At 32.0% G+C, this 22,299-nt stretch carries 21 protein-coding genes, 5 tRNA genes and 1 riboswitch; of the genes, 1 reads left to right on the plus strand and 25 read right to left on the minus strand.

Annotated elements, in window-relative coordinates:
* Positions 1-321: 321 nt before the first annotated feature.
* The 9 genes from ACWJJT_RS09610 to ACWJJT_RS09650 all read right to left on the minus strand — a co-directional run bounded on the left by ACWJJT_RS09610 (position 322) and on the right by ACWJJT_RS09650 (position 6,422).
* A complete protein-coding gene (locus ACWJJT_RS09610) occupies positions 322-861 on the minus strand; it encodes a ComF family protein (protein WP_462954564.1) in 540 nt (179 codons plus the stop codon).
* Between the two features lie 113 nt (positions 862-974).
* Positions 975-2,003, minus strand: a complete 1,029-nt coding sequence (locus tag ACWJJT_RS09615; protein ID WP_462954565.1) for a hypothetical protein — start codon at positions 2,001-2,003, stop codon at positions 975-977.
* 45 nt (positions 2,004-2,048) lie between these two features.
* Entirely contained in the window at positions 2,049-4,280 is a 2,232-nt protein-coding gene (gene recD2 / locus ACWJJT_RS09620) for an SF1B family DNA helicase RecD2 (RefSeq protein ID WP_462954566.1), read from the minus strand.
* A gap of 206 nt (positions 4,281-4,486) precedes the next feature.
* Positions 4,487-5,662 carry a methionine adenosyltransferase gene (gene metK / locus ACWJJT_RS09625; protein WP_462954567.1) on the minus strand — a complete coding sequence of 392 codons (1,176 nt, stop codon included), beginning with the start codon at positions 5,660-5,662 and terminating at the stop codon, positions 4,487-4,489.
* 85 nt (positions 5,663-5,747) lie between these two features.
* A riboswitch (SAM riboswitch) is annotated at positions 5,748-5,850 on the minus strand.
* Positions 5,851-5,952: 102 nt separating this feature from the next.
* Positions 5,953-6,037: transfer RNA gene (locus tag ACWJJT_RS09630), tRNA-Tyr, on the minus strand.
* A gap of 5 nt (positions 6,038-6,042) precedes the next feature.
* Positions 6,043-6,117, minus strand: a tRNA-Thr gene (locus ACWJJT_RS09635).
* A gap of 32 nt (positions 6,118-6,149) precedes the next feature.
* Positions 6,150-6,225 (minus strand) — tRNA-Val (locus tag ACWJJT_RS09640).
* Between the two features lie 32 nt (positions 6,226-6,257).
* Positions 6,258-6,342: transfer RNA gene (locus ACWJJT_RS09645), tRNA-Tyr, on the minus strand.
* Positions 6,343-6,347: 5 nt separating this feature from the next.
* Positions 6,348-6,422, minus strand: a tRNA-Thr gene (locus ACWJJT_RS09650).
* Positions 6,423-6,756: 334 nt separating this feature from the next.
* Between ACWJJT_RS09650 and yyaC the strand changes: the two genes are divergently transcribed.
* The gene (yyaC, locus tag ACWJJT_RS09655; protein WP_462954568.1) at positions 6,757-7,311 is read left to right on the plus strand and encodes a spore protease YyaC; all 555 of its coding nucleotides are present in this window, start codon (positions 6,757-6,759) and stop codon (positions 7,309-7,311) included.
* 125 nt (positions 7,312-7,436) lie between these two features.
* On the opposite strand, the gene mreB is transcribed toward yyaC, so the two are convergent.
* From mreB to wecB, 16 genes are all read right to left on the minus strand, one after another.
* A complete protein-coding gene (mreB, locus tag ACWJJT_RS09660) occupies positions 7,437-8,471 on the minus strand; it encodes a rod shape-determining protein (RefSeq protein ID WP_216303345.1) in 1,035 nt (344 codons plus the stop codon).
* Positions 8,472-8,597: 126 nt separating this feature from the next.
* A complete protein-coding gene (spoIIID, locus tag ACWJJT_RS09665) occupies positions 8,598-8,852 on the minus strand; it encodes a sporulation transcriptional regulator SpoIIID (protein ID WP_462954569.1) in 255 nt (84 codons plus the stop codon).
* A gap of 119 nt (positions 8,853-8,971) precedes the next feature.
* Complete coding sequence (locus ACWJJT_RS09670) at positions 8,972-9,751, minus strand: peptidoglycan DD-metalloendopeptidase family protein (protein WP_462954570.1); 780 nt, start codon at positions 9,749-9,751, stop codon at positions 8,972-8,974.
* Between the two features lie 216 nt (positions 9,752-9,967).
* Positions 9,968-11,011, minus strand: coding sequence for a stage II sporulation protein D (spoIID, locus tag ACWJJT_RS09675; protein WP_462954571.1), 1,044 nt, complete (start codon positions 11,009-11,011; stop codon positions 9,968-9,970).
* Between the two features lie 323 nt (positions 11,012-11,334).
* A complete protein-coding gene (gene murA / locus ACWJJT_RS09680; protein WP_462954572.1) occupies positions 11,335-12,600 on the minus strand; it encodes a UDP-N-acetylglucosamine 1-carboxyvinyltransferase in 1,266 nt (421 codons plus the stop codon).
* Positions 12,601-12,626: 26 nt separating this feature from the next.
* A complete protein-coding gene (locus ACWJJT_RS09685) occupies positions 12,627-13,346 on the minus strand; it encodes a YwmB family TATA-box binding protein (protein WP_462954573.1) in 720 nt (239 codons plus the stop codon).
* A gap of 292 nt (positions 13,347-13,638) precedes the next feature.
* Complete coding sequence (locus ACWJJT_RS09690; RefSeq protein WP_462954574.1) at positions 13,639-14,037, minus strand: F0F1 ATP synthase subunit epsilon; 399 nt, start codon at positions 14,035-14,037, stop codon at positions 13,639-13,641.
* 43 nt (positions 14,038-14,080) lie between these two features.
* A complete protein-coding gene (gene atpD, locus ACWJJT_RS09695; RefSeq protein ID WP_462954575.1) occupies positions 14,081-15,478 on the minus strand; it encodes a F0F1 ATP synthase subunit beta in 1,398 nt (465 codons plus the stop codon).
* Between the two features lie 15 nt (positions 15,479-15,493).
* Entirely contained in the window at positions 15,494-16,348 is an 855-nt protein-coding gene (gene atpG, locus ACWJJT_RS09700; protein WP_462954576.1) for an ATP synthase F1 subunit gamma, read from the minus strand.
* Positions 16,349-16,439: 91 nt separating this feature from the next.
* A complete protein-coding gene (atpA, locus tag ACWJJT_RS09705; RefSeq protein WP_462954577.1) occupies positions 16,440-17,981 on the minus strand; it encodes a F0F1 ATP synthase subunit alpha in 1,542 nt (513 codons plus the stop codon).
* A gap of 16 nt (positions 17,982-17,997) precedes the next feature.
* Positions 17,998-18,531, minus strand: a complete 534-nt coding sequence (locus ACWJJT_RS09710; protein ID WP_462954578.1) for a F0F1 ATP synthase subunit delta — start codon at positions 18,529-18,531, stop codon at positions 17,998-18,000.
* Between the two features lies 1 nt (position 18,532).
* A complete protein-coding gene (locus ACWJJT_RS09715; protein ID WP_462954579.1) occupies positions 18,533-19,006 on the minus strand; it encodes a F0F1 ATP synthase subunit B in 474 nt (157 codons plus the stop codon).
* Between the two features lie 94 nt (positions 19,007-19,100).
* Positions 19,101-19,349 (minus strand): ATP synthase F0 subunit C, encoded by a 249-nt coding sequence (gene atpE, locus ACWJJT_RS09720; RefSeq protein ID WP_165413064.1) that lies wholly within the window; start codon positions 19,347-19,349, stop codon positions 19,101-19,103.
* A 27-nt stretch (positions 19,350-19,376) separates the two neighbouring features.
* On the minus strand, positions 19,377-20,057 hold the full coding sequence (locus ACWJJT_RS09725) for a F0F1 ATP synthase subunit A (protein WP_462954580.1): 681 nt from the start codon (positions 20,055-20,057) through the stop codon (positions 19,377-19,379).
* 4 nt (positions 20,058-20,061) lie between these two features.
* Positions 20,062-20,436: an ATP synthase subunit I gene (locus tag ACWJJT_RS09730; RefSeq protein WP_462954581.1), complete on the minus strand. Its 375-nt coding sequence runs from the start codon at positions 20,434-20,436 to the stop codon at positions 20,062-20,064.
* Positions 20,437-21,150: 714 nt separating this feature from the next.
* Positions 21,151-22,281, minus strand: a complete 1,131-nt coding sequence (gene wecB / locus ACWJJT_RS09735; RefSeq protein WP_462954582.1) for a non-hydrolyzing UDP-N-acetylglucosamine 2-epimerase — start codon at positions 22,279-22,281, stop codon at positions 21,151-21,153.
* Between the last annotated feature and the right edge of the window lie 18 nt (positions 22,282-22,299).

Here is a 22,299-nt window from a genome sequence, read left to right on the forward strand (position 1 = left end):
TAAATTCAGAATTCACATAATATTAATACAATTTAAATTATATTCGATATTTTTAGGTACCAATAAAATAAAAACTCCTAATATAATATTAGGAGTTTTTATATATTAAGTTAGTTGACCTGGTCTTTGACCCCACACTCGCCTGCTGGAGCTTTTGCTACCCAGAATTACCCTCTCACTACTAACACTCTCGTCTACTAAACGGCAGGACTAACCTCTAAGCCGCACCATGCTCACTAAACTTTGTTTAACTTACGTGGATCGTTTCGCCTGCGACTGGCATCGACTTTCAACCACAAACCTAACTTACTACAATAAGTATTATACATTACTCTTGGCTATTGTCAATATATAAATATTATTTATTCCACTTTCTTTCAGTTTGTGAGCACAATGAAATGCTGTAGCCCCAGTGGTTATAACATCATCAATGAGCAAAACATTTTTATTTTTTATAATTTCACTTCTTTGGATGTCAAAACATTTCTCCATATTGTTCCATCGTTCTTCGCCATTGAGACCTATTTGATCTTTAGTATCCTCAGTTTTAATCAAGTTGCAACTTACTGGAATATTTAAAAATCGAGATAAATAGCTTGCCAAAAACTCGCTTTGGTTATACCCTCTATTTTTTAAAGCTTTTTTAGTCATTGGTACATAAGATATTAAGTCAAACTGTAATTCATTGCTTTTTACAAGTTGTAACATGTATTCAGCTAAGATTTCACCGCATATAAAATCGCTTTTATATTTAAGCCTAATAATTAATTCTTTTACTATATTAGAATAATAAAACACTGACCAAACAAGATATTTTTCTTCATTGCGACCTATATAAAAGCTTTGCTCACAGCGCTTCAATTTTTCTCTGCATTTAGTACACAGAGCTTCACTCTCTTCACTATATCCACTACAGATTACGCACTGTTCATCGCCTGAATATATGAGCTGAACTAAACAATAAAGTATTTTTTTTATATATTTAATAATCCTCGCTCCCACGCTTTCTCATTAAATTTTCTAGCTATATTTTTAGCTTTATCCATTTGCACAGTTTCAACATTAGCTAAAAATATGGCCTCTCCCCTTTGTATACTTTCATATCTCCCAACCTTACTTGATAAATATAATAGTTGCTTATGATTATATTTATCATTATCAGCAAAATAAACTATAACATCAATTGAATGGAATTCTAAGTAACTTTCTTCAAAGTCATTAGTGACTATTATCCCTTCATCTTCATTCATGAACTTTACTTTAATATTAGCATCGCTTTTCTTACTAATAAATAAAAATATATTTTCACTTAACTTTTCTTTGAAATTACTTAGATACTCAAAGACCGCTATAGTTTTTTCCTCATCTGGTGTAAATATTATTACCTTTCTATTAGATATAATTGACCAATTCAAATATTGATAAACAACCAAAGGTATATCCATACTAAGATTTATTCTTGTAGTTATGATTCTAGGCTCTATAATCGGAATATTATTGTTTTTTAACGGAAACATTATTGGTGTGCCCTCGCTTAAAACATTCTCTACAGAATAGGCTATAGCTACACTATTTCTTTTACACATTCTTAATAATACTTTTTTTATTTGTTGCCTAGTGTATTTAGGAAAACTTCTAATATCATTATAAATAATCAAATCAAATTTTTCTTGGAGTTTTAACGCATTTTCATGATTGCATATATGTAAATACTCATTCACACTGCCATAATTCGTTTCAGGTGAATATACATATTTACCTAAATTGCTAAATTTATTTATGAAGTAAATAATATCAATGCTCCTCTGGTCTTCATTAGTTATATACAATATATTTTTCTTTTCATTAACATATGCAATTATAGTTTCTAACAATATATCAGAGGAATTGTAAAACATAGATACAACATCAATTCTTTTTTTGCTGTTTAAAGAACATTTTAAAATTTCTTTGCTAATTTCATCTTTTTCTTTACTAAGGTTTAATTTTGCGTAGAAAAGCATGTAAAATCTCCTTTGCAATTTAATATTTATTCTAAACAAATCAATCTAGTTTTCATCATGGCCCACATTTGCATCTACTATTTGTCTTATTCTCCAGCCCAAAGCAGAGTACCGCTCGAAACTTCTGTTGTTATCTTTCATGAAATTAACAGCTTTTATTGCTCCCACTAAAACAACCATATTCTTCGCTCTAGTTATCCCTGTATAAAGCAAATTTCTGTTCATTAAAAGTGGGGGCCCCATAAACATAGGCATAATTACAACTTCAAACTCACTACCTTGACTTTTATGTATTGTAATAGCATACGCTAAGGCTAGTTCATCTAAATATACACCTTCATATTCTACTCGTTTGTCATCATCAAAAATCACAATAACATTTTCATTATCTTCATCAATATCTTCCACATACCCTACATCACCATTAAAAATGCCTATTCCATCTTCGGCTTTTGCATTAATTTTTTTCCATTTTATAGAGTAATTATTTTTAATTTGCATAACCTTGTCGCCTACCCTAAATATAGTATTCCTATATTCCTTTTCCTTTTTATACTTAGATTTAGGGTTCAATATTTGCTGAAGCTTTCCATTTAGATTTTCTATACCCAATATCCCTTTTCTCATAGGAGAGAGTATTTGAATGTTCTTCATCTTATCCCACTCTTTGTTAAATTTCGGCAATCTGGTATTAATTAAAGCAATTATACTGTCTAATATTTTCTCTGGCTCATTATTTTCAATAAAATAAAAATCTTTATCCTTTTTATTTAAAATAGGCATCTCGCCATTGTTAATTTTATGAGCATTCACAATAATCATACTTTCTTGTGCTTGCCTAAAAATCTCCTTAAGCTTAACTACTTTAACACATTTACTGTCAATAATATCTCTTAGTACATTACCCGGTCCGACAGATGGCAATTGGTCAACATCACCAACAATTATAAGTCTAGTTCCTACGCTGATAGCTTTTAATAAACTATTCATAAGCATTATGTCTATCATAGATGCTTCATCAATAATTAGCACATCACAATCTAAAGGTGATTCCTCACTTCTAGAAAACTGCGACCCATCATCTCTGCCTACTCCAAGTTCTAATAACCTATGTATGGTTTTGGCTTCGCGACCAGTAGCCTCTGTCATTCTCTTGGCGGCCCTACCGGTGGGCGCAGCCATATAAACTTTCATTCCCGCTTCTTCAAATACCTCTATAATGCAATTAATTATAGTAGTTTTGCCAGTACCTGGACCTCCAGTTATAATTTCAATACTATTTTCTGCAGCACCACAAATAGCAGTCTTTTGAGACGTTGCAAATTTTATGTTTTTTTCTTCTTCGAAGTCATTAATCTTTTCTTCTATGTCTATTTCTAACTCGTCATACTTTTCTATAGATAATGTTATAATTTTTTTAGTAATAGCTAATTCACAATAATAAAACGGCATAGTGAAAACACATTCTTCTTCATCAATATTTTCGACTTTCAATTTTCCCTGCAATACATTATCATAAACATTTTTTTCAATTTCTTCAGCCGTAACCCCAAGAATATTTTTAGATTCTTTGTATAATTTGTTTAAGGGCATATAAGTATTTCCCATAGCGCAAAATTCATTTACCACATAATTAATTCCACTTTGTATTCTAAAAGGCGACTCTTTGTCAATGCCTAAACTTTGTGCTATCTTATCTGCAATTTTAAATCCTACTCCAGAAATGGTTTCAGTTAACACATAAGGATTATCCTGCACTACCTTTATAGAGTCTCCTCCATATTTTTTATAAATTTTCACGCATTGGTTAGGTGTTACTCCATATGTTTGAAGAAATATCATTATGTTTTTAACTTCTCGTTGCTTAGAATATGATTCAAAAATTAATTGAATCTTTTTTTGTCCTACACCATCAATCTCTTTTAATCTTTCAATTTCATTATCCAATATATTCATGGTGTTTTCACCAAAGTGCTGTACAATTTTTTTAGCAGTTATTGGTCCAATTCCTTGAATAACTCCTGAAGCTAAATATTTTTCTATACCTTCAAGTGAACTCGGTATTATTTCCTCACATTGTACTATTCTAAATTGCTTGCCAAATTGAGGATGAGTAACCCACTCCCCCGTTAGTTTCAGGTTCTGCCCTTCACTTATATATGGCACAATGCCTACCACAGTTATCTGCTTTTTATTATCATTCAACTGAGCAATTATATATCCATTTTCTTCATTATGAAATACTACATCTTCGATTATCCCTTGTATTTCCGGCATAAAATCTCTCCTATTTATAAATTCATATAATAACATTAATAATAATATTATTAGCAATAATATTATTATTAATGTTATTATATCATATGTATTTTACATATCTTATGTTCAGTATACCCCTATCTTAGGTTTTATCAAAATGCTACTTAATAATCACATGCACTAAAAAGGGATAACAATTATTAATTGTTATCCCTCCTTTTATATTATACGTATTTTTTTATTTCATCAACCTTATTTAGTTTTTCCCATGAAAGATCTAAATCAATTCTTCCAAAATGTCCATAGGCAGCTACTTGTTTATAAACAGGTCTTCTTAGTTCTAATTCTCTTATAATTACAGCTGGCCTTAAATCAAATACTTTTTCAACTATTTGAACTATTTTATCATCGTCAATTTTTCCTGTTCCGAAAGTTTCAACCTCTATAGATACTGGTTTAGCTACACCTATAGCATAAGCTAACTGAATTTCCAATTTATCTGAAACTCCTGCAGCAACTAAATTTTTAGCAACCCATCTTGCAGCATATGCAGCGGATCTATCAACTTTTGTTGCATCTTTTCCTGAAAATGCTCCACCGCCATGCCTTCCATATCCACCATAAGTGTCTACTATTATTTTTCTTCCTGTTAAACCAGAGTCTCCTTGCGGTCCTCCGATTACAAATCTGCCTGTAGGATTTATATAATATTTAGTATTTTCATCTAATAATCCACTTGGCACTACAGGTTTTATTACATGCTCTTTTAAATCATTTTCAATTTGATCATGAGTTGCTTCTTCTGCATGTTGAGTTGAAATAACAATAGTATCTATTCTTACTGGCTTATTATCTTCATACTCTACAGTAACTTGAGTCTTTCCGTCAGGTCTTAAGTAATCTAATGTGCCATTTTTTCTTACTTCGCTTAACTTTCTTGCTAATCTGTGAGCCATCGCGATTGGTAGTGGCATGTATTCCGGTGTCTCATTAGTTGCAAATCCAAACATCATGCCTTGATCACCAGCACCTATTGCGTCAACCTTATCAATCTCGCCTGATTTAGATTCTAAGGCCTCATCTACTCCCATAGCTATATCTGTTGATTGTTCATTAATAGACGTAAGTACAGCACATGTGCTAGCATCAAACCCGTATTTTGCTCTAGTATATCCTATGCCTTCAATGGTATTCCTAACAACCTTAGGAACATCTACATAACAACTAGTTGTTATCTCTCCCATAACTAAAACCATTCCTGTAGTAACCGTTGTTTCACAAGCAACTCTAGCATAAGGATCTTGTTCTAAAATAGCATCAAGTACAGCATCTGAAATTTGGTCACAAATTTTGTCTGGATGTCCTTCTGTAACAGATTCGGATGTAAATAATCTTTTCATTATAATTCTCCCTTCTACTCTCTAAAATTTCCCTATTAAAAAATAAAACCTCTTCCAAATATAAGAAGAGGTGATTTAATCATCTCCCTTATCTTGCAGATTATAACTGCAGGAATTGGCACCATGGTGCATTGCACCGGTTGCCGGGTTTCATAGGGCCTTTTTCCCTCCACCTCTCTTGATAAGAGTTATCAATTATTAACTTTTAATTATAATACCATATGCATTCTATAGTGTCAACAGAATCTAAACCCTGTAAAAAATAAAAAAAGACATCTATAGATGTCTTTTGGTGGAGGAGGACGGATTCGAACCATCGAAACATTACGTAACAGATTTACAGTCTGCCCCCTTTGGCCACTCGGGAACTCCTCCATATGTGGAGCTGGCAATAGGAATTGAACCTACAACCTGCTGATTACAAGTCAGCTGCTCTACCGTTGAGCCATGCCAGCATGCATTTTATTCTATTTTAAAAAGATTATTATGGTGGGAACAACAGGGTTCGAACCTGTGACCCTCTGCTTGTAAGGCAGATGCTCTCCCAGCTGAGCTATGCTCCCATAATTTATTGTAAACCATAATTTATTATAAATGGTGGAGGAGGACGGATTCGAACCATCGAAACATTACGTAACAGATTTACAGTCTGCCCCCTTTGGCCACTCGGGAACTCCTCCACTTATGGAGCTGGCAATAGGAATTGAACCTACAACCTGCTGATTACAAGTCAGCTGCTCTACCGTTGAGCCATGCCAGCATATTATGTTTTATCTTTTTGCCGTTTTACCGTGTCGACAAGAATTATTATACAACTTTAATTAATTAATTTCAAGTCTATTATCCTTTAATAAACGACTTCTTCTCTCCGCAACTATATTATTCGCATATTTGCTCAATATTAAGCATTGATACAACTTACTATTCTAAACAAATTATTTTGTTTTCCTCCATATAATTAATATAATTATAAATCATTTTTTAATTAATCATTTTTTTATTCTTTTATTATAATAATACACAGGATTTATTCATATAAATTATTCATAGGAAACTAATAATTTTTCCCAGCGCAATACAAGGAGGTATATTTCTTGAGTAAAGCTAAAACCCATTATAAAGATCCTTTAGCATACTATACACTTTCTAATTTTCTAAAAGACTATATCGACAAAAATACTTTAGTTGTTTGCATAGGTACCGATAGATGTATAGGTGATTGTCTAGGTCCTTTAGTTGGTACACTTTTAAAAGATAGTTCCTTTCCATTACCTGTATATGGCACTATAGATAATCCAATTCATGCCTTAAACATAGATAGTAAATTATCTAAAATAAATGCTTTGCACCCAAATTGTACTATAATAGGTGTAGATGCTTGTTTAGGAGACATTTCAACTATTGGAGAACTCCAAGCTAGAAATTATCCAATTCATCCTGGCAAAGGTGTAGGGAAAACCCTTCCTAAGGTAGGCACTATTTCATTAATAGGTATAGTAGATTCAAGTGATGATAGTGAATTATTTACAAATAGAAACATAAGATTGAGCTTGGTAATGGATATTGCTAATGTTTTAAGCAGATCCCTCTTGCATTCATATTATTTGCACTCCCTTACCAATGAAGAAAATAATTCAAGCCCTGTTTAACATTATTTAATTAGTCTTAAATAATTGTCCGCGATTTAAATTTAGAAATCTTATATAATATAAAAATAAGCAATACAATTAAACTAATAATTGTATTGCTTATTTTTATAGCTTGCTTATACTTTTTATTCTGTTAAGCATAATTCTCTTCCATTGAATGAATTATCTAACTTATCCATATAATCCAATACTTTACCTGTTCCGAGTGCTACGCATGAAATCGGATCCTCCGCTAGATATACCGGAACTTTAGTAACCTCTTGTATGAGCTTACCTAAGCCTTTTAACAATGCACCTCCGCCAGTCATAACTATACCTTTATCAGCTATATCTGCTGAAAGCTCAGGTGGTGTTTTTTCTAATACAGAATGTGCACATCCTGCTATTAAATATACCGCCTCTTTTAAAGCTTCTCTCATTTCTTCTGATGATACTTCTAAATTCTTAGGAAGACCTGTAATTAAATCTCTCCCTCTTATCTCCATGCTTGTCTTTTCTTCTTGTTTATAAGCACAACCTATGTTGATTTTTAAATCCTCTGCAGTCCTCTCACCAATCATTAATTTATGTTTTTTTCTGATATATTTTATAATCTCTTCATCAAACTTATCACCAGCTACTTTAACTGATTCACGTACAACCATGCCACCTAATGAAATAACTGCAATATCAGTCGTCCCTCCACCAATGTCAATAACCATATTACCACTTGCTCTAGTAATATCGAGTCCCGCTCCGATTGCCGCTGCTAGTGGTTCTTCTATAAGTTGAACTTTCTTAGCTCCGGCATTTCTACCTGCATCTTCTACCGCTCTTCTTTCTACTTCCGTTGCCTCGCAAGGTACACATATTACAACTTTTGGAGAAGATAGCCTCCTTTTCCCGCAAGCCTTCTTTATAAAATGATTTAACATTTTTTCAGTTATGTCATAATCCGAAATGACACCGTCCCTCATAGGGCGTATTGCCACAATATTGCCTGGTGTTCTTCCTATCATTTGCCTAGCTTCTTCTCCTACTGCCAATACCTTATTATTATTTCTATCTATGGCAACAACAGAAGGTTCTTTTAATATAACACCTTTTCCTTTAATATATACAAGCACTGTAGATGTACCCAAATCTATTCCCATATCTGTACCCATTCTAAAAAAAAACATTTCAAAACCACTCCTGCTCTTTAGTATATTCAATATTTAAATTATACTAAACTCTATTCTATAAAGCTATAAGAAAACCCTCTTTTAATTTTAAAATTTTTTTATAGTTTTTAGCTTCAAATGTTTTTATCCTTGTGCTTCTTTGTATTTCAATTTAGTTGCTCTTCCACCTCTTATATGTCGCTCAGCCTTATTTATATCCAAAATTGTTTTTGCATCACTGGCAATTCGAGGATTTATTGTGGGTAATCTTTCCGTCATATCCTTGTGTATAGTACTCTTGCTAACGCCAAACACTTTGGCAGTTCTTCTTATTGTGGATTTTGACTCGATAATGTACTTAGCAACTTCTAGTACTCGATCTTCAATATAGTCTTTCAAGTGTTGCCTCCTTAACCCTTATATATTTATAAATATGCATTATCTTGCTTTTAAATTCCATTCCAATTAGTCATCTTCTAATATATTTTTAAAAAATGGCTAATTGAGATGGTTATTGGTTATTTTTTAGTTTTTGCAGGTTGATATTTCTCATATTTTACATATTTAGCAGGATCAACATTCTTATTACTCTGCAAAACTTCAAAGTGTAAGTGAGTTCCATATTCTTCTTTAAACGAATTTAAACTAGTGTTTCCCACTGTACCAATTTGCTGTTTTTTAGTTACTTTATCACCTTTTTTTACTAATATTTTTTCATCTAGGTTAGTACTGTTAGTAACAAATCCATTTTGATGATCTATCTGAACCATCTTACCTTTTTGGCCATTAACGTCAGTACCAACTTCTTTAACTATTCCATCCATAACCGCTACAACTGGCTCCCCAATTTTTGCTTGAATGTCAATACCTAAATTTGTTCTATAGCTTCCATCAGTCTTCCACACTACTGAATCAATATCTTTCGAATATGCTCTTGCGAGTAATCCATTTGCTACGGGATTTTCAAATTTAGCATTAACTGATTTAGAAACTGCTGATGCTGCATTTCCTGTTGTAACCTTCTTAATGTTAGGTACTGCTTTAAGCTCTTCGGTCTTAGCTTTCTTTTCTTCTTTTACTTGAAGAGCACCCTCATATTCTTTTTGTTGCGCTTTTATAGCATCTCCTGCATTTGCTTGTTGTTTTTGTAACGCTTCTTGCTTGCTTGAAAGCTTCTTATTATTATTTGCTGTTATAGACGCCACTGAAGCTACTATACATAAACAAACAAATAAAATTACATAGAATCCTTCCTTCTTAAAAAAATTTAATGTCTTATTGTTTTCATTCTTATTCATACAAACACCTCCATTTGTATTTTTGTCCATATTTTATTAAAACATACATTTTTCCTAAAATTTATTTAAGTTAATCTCATTTTAATAATATTTATATTTTAAATTTTAAATTATGCACCCTTCGTTTTGCTTAAGTCATCTTCACGTTTATTTTTATAAAAAGCAAAGCTGATCATCCATTTTTTATAGAGGATAACCAGCTTATGTGTATTTTTTTCATTTGGATATAACAGTCCCTTGATAATAATGAGTTAATATTTCAATATAGGTTTTCCCATCTTTCGCCATCGCATCCGCACCCCATTGGCTCATCCCTACACCATGACCATATCCGCTGCAATCTATTTCTATGTTGCTTAAATTAAACTTCATTTCAAAATTCGATGATTTTAAACCGAGCATTGTTCTAAACTTACTGCCTGTCATGGTTATATTCCCTACCTTAATACTCTTAACACTTCCTGCCTCAGTCCTATCAATTACTGTTATTTGTTTCTTAACATTAGTTGAGGTTACCTTAGCATTATTATAGTTGTTATTTATAATTCGGCTTAGATCTTTATATTTAAAAGTTTTACTACTCTTAAAGCTTCCTGCTCTTTCTTCACCTGGGCTTTCTACACTTCTTAAATAAGGTATGCTGTCGCTAAATACCTCTTCGGAATTTTCCGTTTTTCCACTGCTTGTTGCAAAATAATAAGGTTCCATTACTAAGCTGTTGTTATATGTTAAAACTTGACCTAATGTCCCTTCAACTGCCATTTTAATCTTATTCCAATTTTCTTCGCCAGTAGTTCCCCATTCTTTTACACGTTCTTCTTTAGTCCTATAAACTTGACAGTGGACTGTATCGCATAAATCAGCTCCATTACCATTTTTACAGGGGGTTCCACCCATTTTTGTGACATGAGCTAAAGCATAAGTCCTAGCCGCCACGGCTTGAGATTTTAAAGCTTCTATTCCAAAGGCAGCTGGCATTTCTGCTGCAACAACTCCCGTAACATATTCTTCTAGATTAAGTTCTTTTATAGTATTTCCTTTCGACATAAAAACTTTAACTTTAGTGATTTTGGCTAGTGAGCCATATTTTATAATATTTTCATTGTCTTCTACCTTAATTGCAGAGTTTTTACTCTTATTTATACTTTTATTATTTCCTACTCCCACTATTAAAACAGAAGTAATAACTATAAATGCAATAAATGCCGTTACTAATAGAAGGATATTTTTTAAATGTACTGTAATAAAAACTCTTCTCATTTTTTTCTCCTCTCGTTATAAAACAACCTTTACCTTATACATATTAAATAACTATAAAAAATATTACTTTTTCCCATTGACTAAATTCTTGTTAAATAATAGTGCATACTATTATGCATTTATTAATGGAGATAGCGGATAAAAATATTTAGACCAGCTGTAACCAAAAGGCACCCAAAAATAATATACTAGTCATTGTGCTAGTTTATTATTTTTAGGTGCTTATTATAATATAATTGGAATATAACACTTATATATTCCAACTATCAAATTTAAATTATAAATGAAACGCCACATATTTCTATTGCTTATTGAGTTTCCAGTTATTTACGGGAACCCACTCTTTCTATGTCTGCTCCTAGTCCCTTTAATTTCTCCTCAATAGAAACATAGCCTCTATCAATATGATATATATCATTTATTGTAGTTGTACCCTCTGCTGTAAGTCCTGCAAGTATTAATGCTGCTCCCGCTCTCAAATCTGTAGCTGTGACTTCTGAACCTGTAAATCTATCTATACCTTCTATTACGGCACTTCTACCATCTATTTTTATATTTGCTCCCATTCTCTTTAATTCTGTGGCATGCATAAATCTATTCTCAAAAATAGTTTCTGTAATTATACTCGTTCCTTTTACTGTACACAGTAAACTCATCATCTGAGCTTGCATGTCTGTAGGGAATCCAGGGTATGGCATAGTTTTTATATCTATTGGGCTTAATTTTTTCCTACCATCAACTATTATGCTATTTTTATTAATTTCTATTCCTACTCCCATCTCTGTAAGTTTTGCTATTATTGGTTTTGAATGAATTTCATCAATGCCATTAATTTTAAACAAGCTTTTCGTTATTGCAGCAGTTATCATAAATGTACCCGCCTCTATCCTGTCATATATCGGCTTATAAACAACTTCTTTAAAATCTTTAACACCTAAAATTCTTATAGTGTCTGTTCCTTCTCCATATATTTTTGCTCCCATAGCCCTTAAGAATTTTGCTAGGTCTACAATTTCTGGTTCTTCTGCTGCATTTCCTATTATTGTTTCGCCCTCAGCTAGCGTTGCTGCCATCATTATATTTTCCGTAGCCCCAACTGACGGATAATCTAAATATATATTGCTGCCTATTAGTTTTTTTGCTTTTGCTTCCACATACCCGTGACCTACCGATACTTCTGCACCTAAAGCTGCTAATCCTTTTAAATGAAGATCAATAGGCCTAGTTCCAATATTGCATCCACCCGGTAGAGAAATTTTGAAGTTTCCAAATCTTCCAAGCATAGGACCCATTATTAAAAAAGATGCTCTCATTTTTCTAACTAATTCATCGTTAGCTCCATTATTAAATAAATTAGCAGTATTAATTTTCACCATTTTAGAAATTTTATCTATATTAATATCTGCTTTAAGAGATTTTAATACATCACAAATTACAAATACATCTTCAAGCATAGGAGCATTTTCAATGGTACAACTATTACCATTTAATATTGTTGCTGCAAGTATAGGAAGAACCGAATTTTTAGATGCACTTATATCCACTTCACCTTCTAATTTTTTCCCACCTTTTATAACTAATTTATTCATTTACTTCCTCCATTATATTGTTATTTTTAATAAGTTGTAATTATTTCAGGTGTACCAATGATAATGTATCTTCCAGATGAATAATTACATATAGCATAATTAAAATCGATTACCTTTTTATTGATTACTAACTCATCGTATTTTTTAGTATATGCTATAGTACTTAGTCCATTGTTTATACTCACAGTCTCAATATTGTAAGTCCCATGGGATTTCAAAACTTTTATTATTCTATTATTTACACCATAAATGTCTTCGTTTTTAACACTTAAACTACTCTCTCCCATTTTCGCCTTTAGGTATTGAAAATATTTGATGTTTTTGCCTCTATAGCCAATAGCCGTGCTAACTTTATTTTTAAGAGATACTAGTCCATTTTCGTTACCTATCTTACTTATGTTTATCGTTATATCATTCTCATTTTTGTATTTTAAGGCTTCTATATATCCTTCAACATTTTCACCAGAAAACTCTATACAATAAGAATCCTCATTTTCGGAAATGTTTAATTTTGTTTTTTTGTTATTAAGGTCTAAAGACTTAATTAAATAGTCACAAAATTGTTTTGGTTCTCCACCAGTTTTAAAGCATGCTTTCAATCCATACTCCACAGTTTTGCTTTTCGTTTGGAGTAATATTTCATCGAATAAATTAACTACCTCCTGTGCATTTGAGATTTTAACATTAATTTGTAAAATAATCAGACTTAATACTATACACAAAAGTGCGATACTTTTTCTTTTCATTTTAATCCCCCTACCCTTCAATTAAATTCTTGACCATAATTTATTTTTTTATTCTATAAATAATGGTTTTTTAATATTCATGTTATTAATAAAACCATCCCCCAGCACAAGTGTGAAGAGGGCTATTTGATTCATTATATAGGTAGGGTTATTGTAAAAATTGATATTTAGTATATATCCATTCTTTATATTATTAATATATAAAATTTTAGTGGAAATGTGCTAAAAAAAATCAAATGCGATTTTTAAGCAAAAAAAATGAAGATATATTAATATCCTCATTTTATAATCTCTATCCTTTTGTCTTGATTCTTTCAAGAGCTCTTAAAATAGCATTCTCTGTTCTCATAAATCCAATTCCATGCTTATGTCTCAATCTTTCTTCTGCTCTTTCTTTAGCCTGCCTCGCTCTTTCAATATCTATATTCTCTGGCCATTCACAGGCACTACATAACATTTCTACCTCACCTTGAATCACTCTTAAAACTCCCGTTGATGTAAACGCTTTTAATTTTTTACCACTTACATCCGTAAATGTTGTCACCGTAGGTTTTAATGGAGATATCATAGGAACATGATTGGCAAAGATACCAAATCTACCATCATCACTCTCCGTGTTCAAACTCAGTATTTCACCACTATAAAACTCCTTTTCCGGAGTAAGTATAGTAAGCTTTATATGATTTTTCATATAAAAACACTTCCATTTCTATGCATATATTCTTAAAAATACTTTATTCACCAGCCATAGTTTTTGCTTTTTCTACTGCCTCTTCTATAGATCCAACAAACATAAATGCCGCTTCAGGTAAGTCATCATGCTTTCCTTCAATGATTTCTTTAAACCCTCTTACCGTTTCTTTTACTGGTACAAATTTACCTTTCATTCCTGTAAATTGCTCCGCTACAGTAAATGGTTGTGATAAAAATCTTTGAACCTTACGTGCTCTTAATACTACCATTTTATCCTCTTCAGATAATTCATCTATCCCTAGTATTGCAATAATATCTTGAAGTTCTTTATATCTTTCAAGGATACGTCTAACTTTTATTGTAACATCATAGTGTTCCCTACCAACTATTCTAGGATCAAGCATTGTTGAAGTAGATTCTAGTGGGTCTACTGCTGGATAAATGCCCAGTTCAACTATCCCTCTAGAAAGCACTGTAGTAGCATCAAGATGACTGAATGTAGTAGCTGGTGCAGGATCAGTTAAATCGTCTGCCGGTACATATACAGCCTGAACAGATGTAATAGATCCTTGTTTTGTAGATGTAATTCTCTCTTGTAATTGTCCCATTTCCGTAGCAAGTGTTGGTTGGTACCCGACCGCACTTGGTATTCTGCCAAGTAGTGCAGACACCTCTGAACCTGCTTGTGTAAATCTAAATATATTATCTATGAATAAAAGTACATCTTGACCATGATCTCTAAAATATTCTGACATGGTAAGTCCGGTTAACGCAACTCTCATTCTAGCTCCAGGCGGTTCATTCATCTGTCCAAAAACTAAAGCTGTTTTAGATATAACTCCTGACTCTTTCATTTCATTATAAAGATCATTACCTTCCCTAGTTCTCTCACCAACTCCGGTAAATACTGAAAGTCCATTATGTTCTTTTGCTATATTATTCATAAGTTCTTGAATAAGAACCGTTTTACCAACTCCTGCCCCACCAAAAAGACCAATTTTACCACCTTTTTGATATGGTGCTATTAAGTCTATTACCTTAATACCTGTTTCAAACATTTCTGGTTCAACAGACTGTTCTGCAAATGTTGGGGCTAACCTGTGAATAGGCATATATTTATCTACTTTAACTTCTCCCATTTCATCCATAGGCTTTCCAAGAACATTAAATAGCCTTCCTAGTACTACATTCCCTACTGGAACTGATATTGGACTACCTGTATCAAACGCCTCAAGACCACGGCTTAATCCTTCTGTGCCTTCCATAGCTATTGCTCTTATAATATCATCACCAATATGCTGTTCAACCTCAGCTACAACTATTCTATCATTCATCTGAATTTCAATACTGTTGTAAATATTAGGAAGACTATCTGAGTCAAATTTTATATCTATAACAGGCCCTATTATTTGTACTACTTTTCCTATATGTCCTGGCATTGTTTTCACTCCCTTTTACCTTTGAGCTTCCGCTCCTCCAACTATTTCTGAAATCTCTTGTGTAATTGCACTTTGTCTAATCCTATTATAACTTAAATTAAGTTTATCAAGTATATCATTGGCGTTGTTAGTAGCCGATCCCATAGACTCCATTCTAGCTCTGTGCTCACTTGCTTTTGAATGCAGCATAGAGTTCAGCATTTTACCACTTAAAAATAATGAAGTAATCTCATATATTGCGTTTTCATCTATTGCCTCAATATCTACATACTCTTTACTGCAATTCTCTTCATTATCAGAACTTAGAGGAAGTAACTTTTCAATTATAACTTCATTTTTCAATGCCGAAATTAGCTTTTTATAAACAATGTAAACTTCACCAACATCTCCGCTACTATACATACCAAGTGCACGATTACTAATAGTAGAAGCTTCCTTTTGAGTAGGCACATCTAAAACTTCAACGTATTCAGCCACAGTTTCAATATTAATTTTTTTAAGTAAAGCTCTACCTTTTTGACCTACAATAATTACATTGTAATCTTCTTTATTGCTTTTTATGCTATTAGTTAGTCCATTAACTACTGACCAATTAAATCCACCACAAAGGCCTGTATCTGATGTCAATACAACATACAATTTTTTGCTGTTATTATTTCCTCTTGTATAGATACTATCATCTTCATAATTATCTTTAACCTGTTTAACAGTTTCCTCAAGCCTACATAAATAATTATTGTTAACATCTACCTTATTTCTTATTTTTTTATATTTAGATGTGGCAACTAATCCCATGGCCCTGGTAATTTTTATAGTATTTGTTATGGATTTTATTCTTCGCTTAATTGCAATAATCCCCATACCTGCCATGTTTCACCTCTCTTTAGTCTTGATAATATATTATCAAAACAAATTAATTATCACCTAAAGGTGCTATTAATCATCACCTTTAGGTGCTACACTAACGACTCGATTCTGAAATGTCGTTAATATTTTCAACTAAGAACATTTTTTTAAATTCATCTATAGCTTCAATAAGTTGTTGTTTTATTTTATCATCTAGTACCTTATTGTCAATTATTGCTTTACCTACTTCTCTATGATGGGTGTCCATATACTCCAAAAATTCACTCTCAAATCTCGTTACTTGATGTACGGGAATATCCATAAGATGATTGGTTGTCCCAGCAAAGAAAATCATAACTTGTTTCTCTACTGACACTGGCATATATTGATCTTGCTTTAATATTTCAATTAATCTTTTCCCCTTTTCTAGTCTCATTTTTGCATCTTTATCAAGATCCGTACCGAATTGAGCAAAAGCTGCAAGCTCCCTATATTGAGCAAGTTCCAACCTTAAAGTTCCGGTAACTTGCTTCATGGCTTTTATTTGAGCATTTCCACCAACCCTTGATACAGATATTCCAGCATTAACTGCCGGTCTTTGCCCTGAATGAAACAATTCAGCTTCAAGAAATATTTGCCCATCCGTTATGGAAATAACGTTAGTTGGTATATATGATGTAACATCGCCTGCAAGAGTTTCTATTATAGGAAGGGCAGTTAATGAACCCCCACCCAATTTTTCTGAAAGCTTTGCTGCTCTTTCGAGTAGTCTTGAATGAATATAAAATATATCTCCTGGATAAGCTTCCCTACCTGGCGGTCTACGAAGTAATAGAGACATAGCTCTATATGCCACCGCATGTTTAGATAAATCATCATATACTATTAATACATTCTTACCATTATGCATAAAGTATTCTCCCATACTACATCCAGCATAGGGTGCCAAATACTGCAATGGTGCTGAATGAGAAGCTGTAGCCGCTACAACTATTGTATAATCTAATGCTCCCATTTCAGATAGGGTATTAACAATATGTGCAACAGTAGATTGCTTTTGACCAATAGCTACATATATACATATAACATCTTTTCCCTTTTGATTTAAAATAGTATCTATGGTTAAAGCTGTTTTACCTGTTTGCCTATCTCCAATTATAAGTTCTCTTTGACCTCTTCCAATTGGCACCATAGAGTCTATTGCTTTTATTCCAGTTTGAAGCGGTTCTTTAACTGATTGTCTTTCAATAACTTCAGGCGCTTCGACTTCTACTGCTCTCGTCTCCGTAGTCTTAACTGGACCTTTACCGTCTATTGGTACACCTAAAGCATCTACAACTCTTCCTATTAAAGCCTCACCTACAGGGACTTCTACTACTCTACCAGTTCTTTTTACTATGTCCCCTTCTTTGATGCCCTCTTCTGGTCCTAAAAGTACACATCCTACATTATCCTGTTCTAAATTTAGTGCCATACCAAATATTCCATTAGGAAATTCTAAAAGTTCATTTTCCATGCATTCATCTAACCCATATACTCTGGCAATTCCATCACCTATTTGAATTATTGTTCCTGAGTCAACAGTGTCAATCGTCTTTTCATATCTCTCAATTTCTTTCTTTATTATGGATGTTATTTCTTCTGGTTTTATATTCATAAACTCACCTCCATTCCTATTTAAACATTAATTTTTTCATTTCATCTAATTTATTTTTTATCGTGCCATCAATAACGTCATCGCCGACCCTTATATATACTCCGCCTATAACGCTTTTATCTAATCTTTCATCAAATATGATTTTTTTATCATACATTTTGTATAATTTCATGCGCAAGTTTTCTCTTTCGGTTTCCTTAAGAGGTATTACTGTTTTAACCACAACCATTAAAGTGTTATTACGCTCCAAGTGGATTTTTTCCATCTGCTTAAGTTTTTCTGCTGTAAACAATATTCTGTCTTTTTCTATAAGAATAAGTAAAAAAGATAAAAGATCTTCATCAATTTTGCCCTTAAAAATCCTAATAAACATCTTCTTTTTTGCAGAAGTACTTATTTGCGGGTATTTAATAACTTTTAGAAACTCAGAGTCATTCTTCATAAGTAAAACTATTTCTCGCAGGTGATTTAAGTACTCTTCAACTTTCCCTTTTTCCTCGGCAACTGTATATAGTGCAAGTGCATATCTTTTATCTAAGTATTCATACATTTTAGCTACCTACCTTAAAAATAAAATCCTCAATCAGTCTTCTGTGTTCTTTTTCATCTATATGCTGTCCAAGTGCTTTTTCAGATAATACTAAAGATAAATCTATGACTTGCTTTTTAATTTCACTTTGCGCTTTTTCTCGCTCTCTATCTATTTCAACTCTTGATCTTTCAACAATAAGTAAGGCTTCTTTTTTTGCATCTTTAATTAATTCTCCAGATATCTTCTCTGCTTTTTGTTTGTATTTTTCAACTATTTCCTTACCTTCTTTTTTTGCTAAGTTTAATTTTTCACCATTTTCTATTTTTAATCTCTTAGCTTCTTCTTTATCATTCCTTGCTTGTTCAAAAGAAGAGTTTAATTCTTGTTTTCTTGTATCTAAAATCCTATTTACTGGTGTAAATAAATAACGTTTAGCAATAAAAAGTAGTATAAGGAAATTTATCATTGCAGCTATAATATTACCTAAGTTCATCCCTATCTCCATATATATAAAATCTCGGTTTATAAATCTCTTTTACCATTACGAAACCGAAACTTTCACCTACCTTCCCTTTACCTATTTCTTTTTAACCTTTTACACCGAATAAAATTAATAATAACGCTATTAAGAAACCATAGATAGCTGTTGCTTCGGATAGTGCACCACCTATAACTAACACTCTTGTAATTTTATCACTAGCTTCTGGTTGTTTGGCAATACCCTCCACAGCCTTCGCTGTAGCATTTCCTGTTCCTATACCACCACCTATAACCCCAAGTGCTGCTATTCCTGCTCCTATTGCTGACATTCCTGCGACAAATCCTGTTGAAACCATATAATATTCCTCCTATTCATTTTTATTTTACTCTTCTGAAATTATTACAATATTAATCATTGTTAACATTACAAAAATAATCATTTGGATAGTACCATCAAATAAATCAAAATACATGTGTAATGGTATCGGTATTCCGAGTTGCGCCACCCAAGTAATGCTATGCAATGCACTATAAACTAATTCCATAATTATAGTTGCCGCAAACATATTTCCAAATAATCTTAGACTTAAAGATACCGGCAACATAATTCTCTCCATTATATTTACTGGAAGTAATAAAGGTAATGGTTTTGCATAGCCAGTAAAATACTGTATAACACCGGACTTCTTAATTGTATAACCCTGTATCACTATAAATGTAATTAAACTCATTCCCAAAGTTACACTATAGTCTGTAGTAGGTGGTTTTATTCCAAGTATACCTACTAAATTCATTGATAAAAGATATATTCCCAACGTACCTATAAATGGAACAAAAGCCTTAAAATTTTTACCCATGGTCTCTTCTATTGTTTTCTGGACAAATTCTACAAAAATTTCAACTACACTCTGTTTTTTGTCTGGTATTTTTTTTAGATTTCTATTAATAAATGCTATTAGTAATATCAATACCAAAACTATTACCCACTGTGTTATTAAACTAGCTGTAATTTGAAAATTATATCCAAACAAATTCACACTAGGTAGTTGTGCAATCGTTGCCACCTACTCACTTCCCTTCACACTCTTTAATATTAATTCCGTAAAGTACTAGAGAAATCAATTGTGAACTATACCCCAATATAAACGCAATTATAGCAAAATCAGAATAATTAAAAACCATCAAGCCTGTTACACATACTATAATCACTCTAAATGCAAAGCATAATAATGTAACAATTCCACATTTGTCTTTTACTTTGCATAATATAAAATTAACATATATTAAATTAAATAACAAATTAATACTTGCCAATATTAGGCCTAATAAAAAAAATACTGCGTATTCCTTATTAATGAAATAAATTACTACAGTCCCAATAAGTGCTATAAAAAAGTTAAAAAAATTAATTTTTTTATACATCTGTGCTGATTTAACATTCACCTTTTTCTTCCTCTCATCATTCGCTAATATTTTTATATTATAGTCTACTAATTTTCATAAACAAAGCCTAGTATTTCTTAATTTTCAAAGCTATATAGCGCTATAAGTCGATTTTATATTAATAATCTTATGTTTCTTCTGTATATCTCTGTTTTAAGATATTTTAAAGCTTAAAGAATAATGCGTACTTGTTTTATTCAATTAATCTATTTCTTTCAATGTGCTCAATGTGCTAAATGTTCTAAATATTCAAAATATTCTTTTCAATATAGTAGCTTTATTAACTTTTAAGAACCCTAAAATATAGATTTTGTTCAGTTAAACATTTACAAAAAATCTATTAATAGATATATCTTCTATTGATTTTTTTCAATTTTTAAAACAATTGCAATATATATATTCTTTTAATTCAAAATTTTTATGATATTTTACATATTTCATCTTATAATTATCATCTAACGGTAAAAATATACATTCCATTTAGATATTTAAGTGGGTATAAGCTTTTAAATACCATATATCATAATAAACGATATATTTAAGTCTACTTCGTTGTTATACATACATTTGATCTTTTTCACTTCGTAAACTGTTATTTTAAACTTATACACTTGTAAAAACCGCAAAAAAATAAATCTAAGAATTTAATTTCTGCCTCCTTAGACTTAATTTAAAAATTATTTATTAGTACCTTAATTGCATTTCCATATACCTTTATGTTTTATCTTTATTAAAGTAATTCACTAGTTCATCTACTATTTTAGCAGAAGCATTTCCATCTCCATAAGGATTAATTGAATTACTCATGTGATTATACTCATCTGCATTTCTAAGAAGATTATTAGCATGCAATACAATTTTATCTATATCTGTCCCAACTAGCCTTACAGTGCCAGCATGCTGCGCTTCTACTCTCTCCGTAACTTTCCTAAGAACTAAAACTGGTTTACCTAAATGAGGAGCTTCTTCCTGAATTCCTCCTGAATCGGTCATTACTAGATAACATTTTTTTATTAAGTTATGAATTTCTTTTGTATCTATAGGCTGGAGTAAATGTACCCTACTTACGCCATTTAAAATGCTGTACACCGTATCTTTCACTACTGGATTGGGATGAACTAGATATAATACTTCGACATTTTGATTTTCTTCGACAACAATTTTCAAAGCATTACATATATTTTCAATTCCAATTCCCCAATTTTCTCTTCTGTGAGCCGTAACCATTATGACTTTTTTGTTTTTATAATCAATTTCATTTAGCTCACAATTTTCAAAAATATACTTCTCTTTAATTGTAAACTTCATTGCATCTATAACTGTATTTCCAGTAACAAAAATATTACTTCCCTCTATTCCCTCTCTTAATAGGTTTTCTTTAGAGGTCCTTGTAGGCGCAAAATGCAAATCTGCTAAAGCGCCAGTTAACTTCCTATTAATTTCTTCTGGGTAGGGAAAATATTTATTATGACTTCTTAGCCCTGCTTCTACATGACCAACAGGTATTTTTCTATAAAAAGCTGCCAGAGCTGCTGCAAATGTCGTTGTTGTATCTCCATGTACAAGCACTATATCCGGTTGTTCTTTTTCAAATATTTCCTCTAAACCTTGAAGAACAGAACATGTTATCCCCGTTAAGCTTTGTTTCGCTTTCATTATGTTTAAATCATACTGAGGTACAATATCAAAAATCTCCAAGACTTGGTCTAATATTTCTCTGTGCTGCGCTGTGACACATACCGTACATTGTATTTGAGAATTTTTTTCTAATTGCTTAATAAGAGGTGCCATTTTTATAGCCTCAGGTCTTGTACCAAATATTACTATAACCTTAATATTTTCCACCAGATACCTCCTAATTTT

It is taken from the genome of Clostridium sp. CM041, from assembly GCF_055081035.1.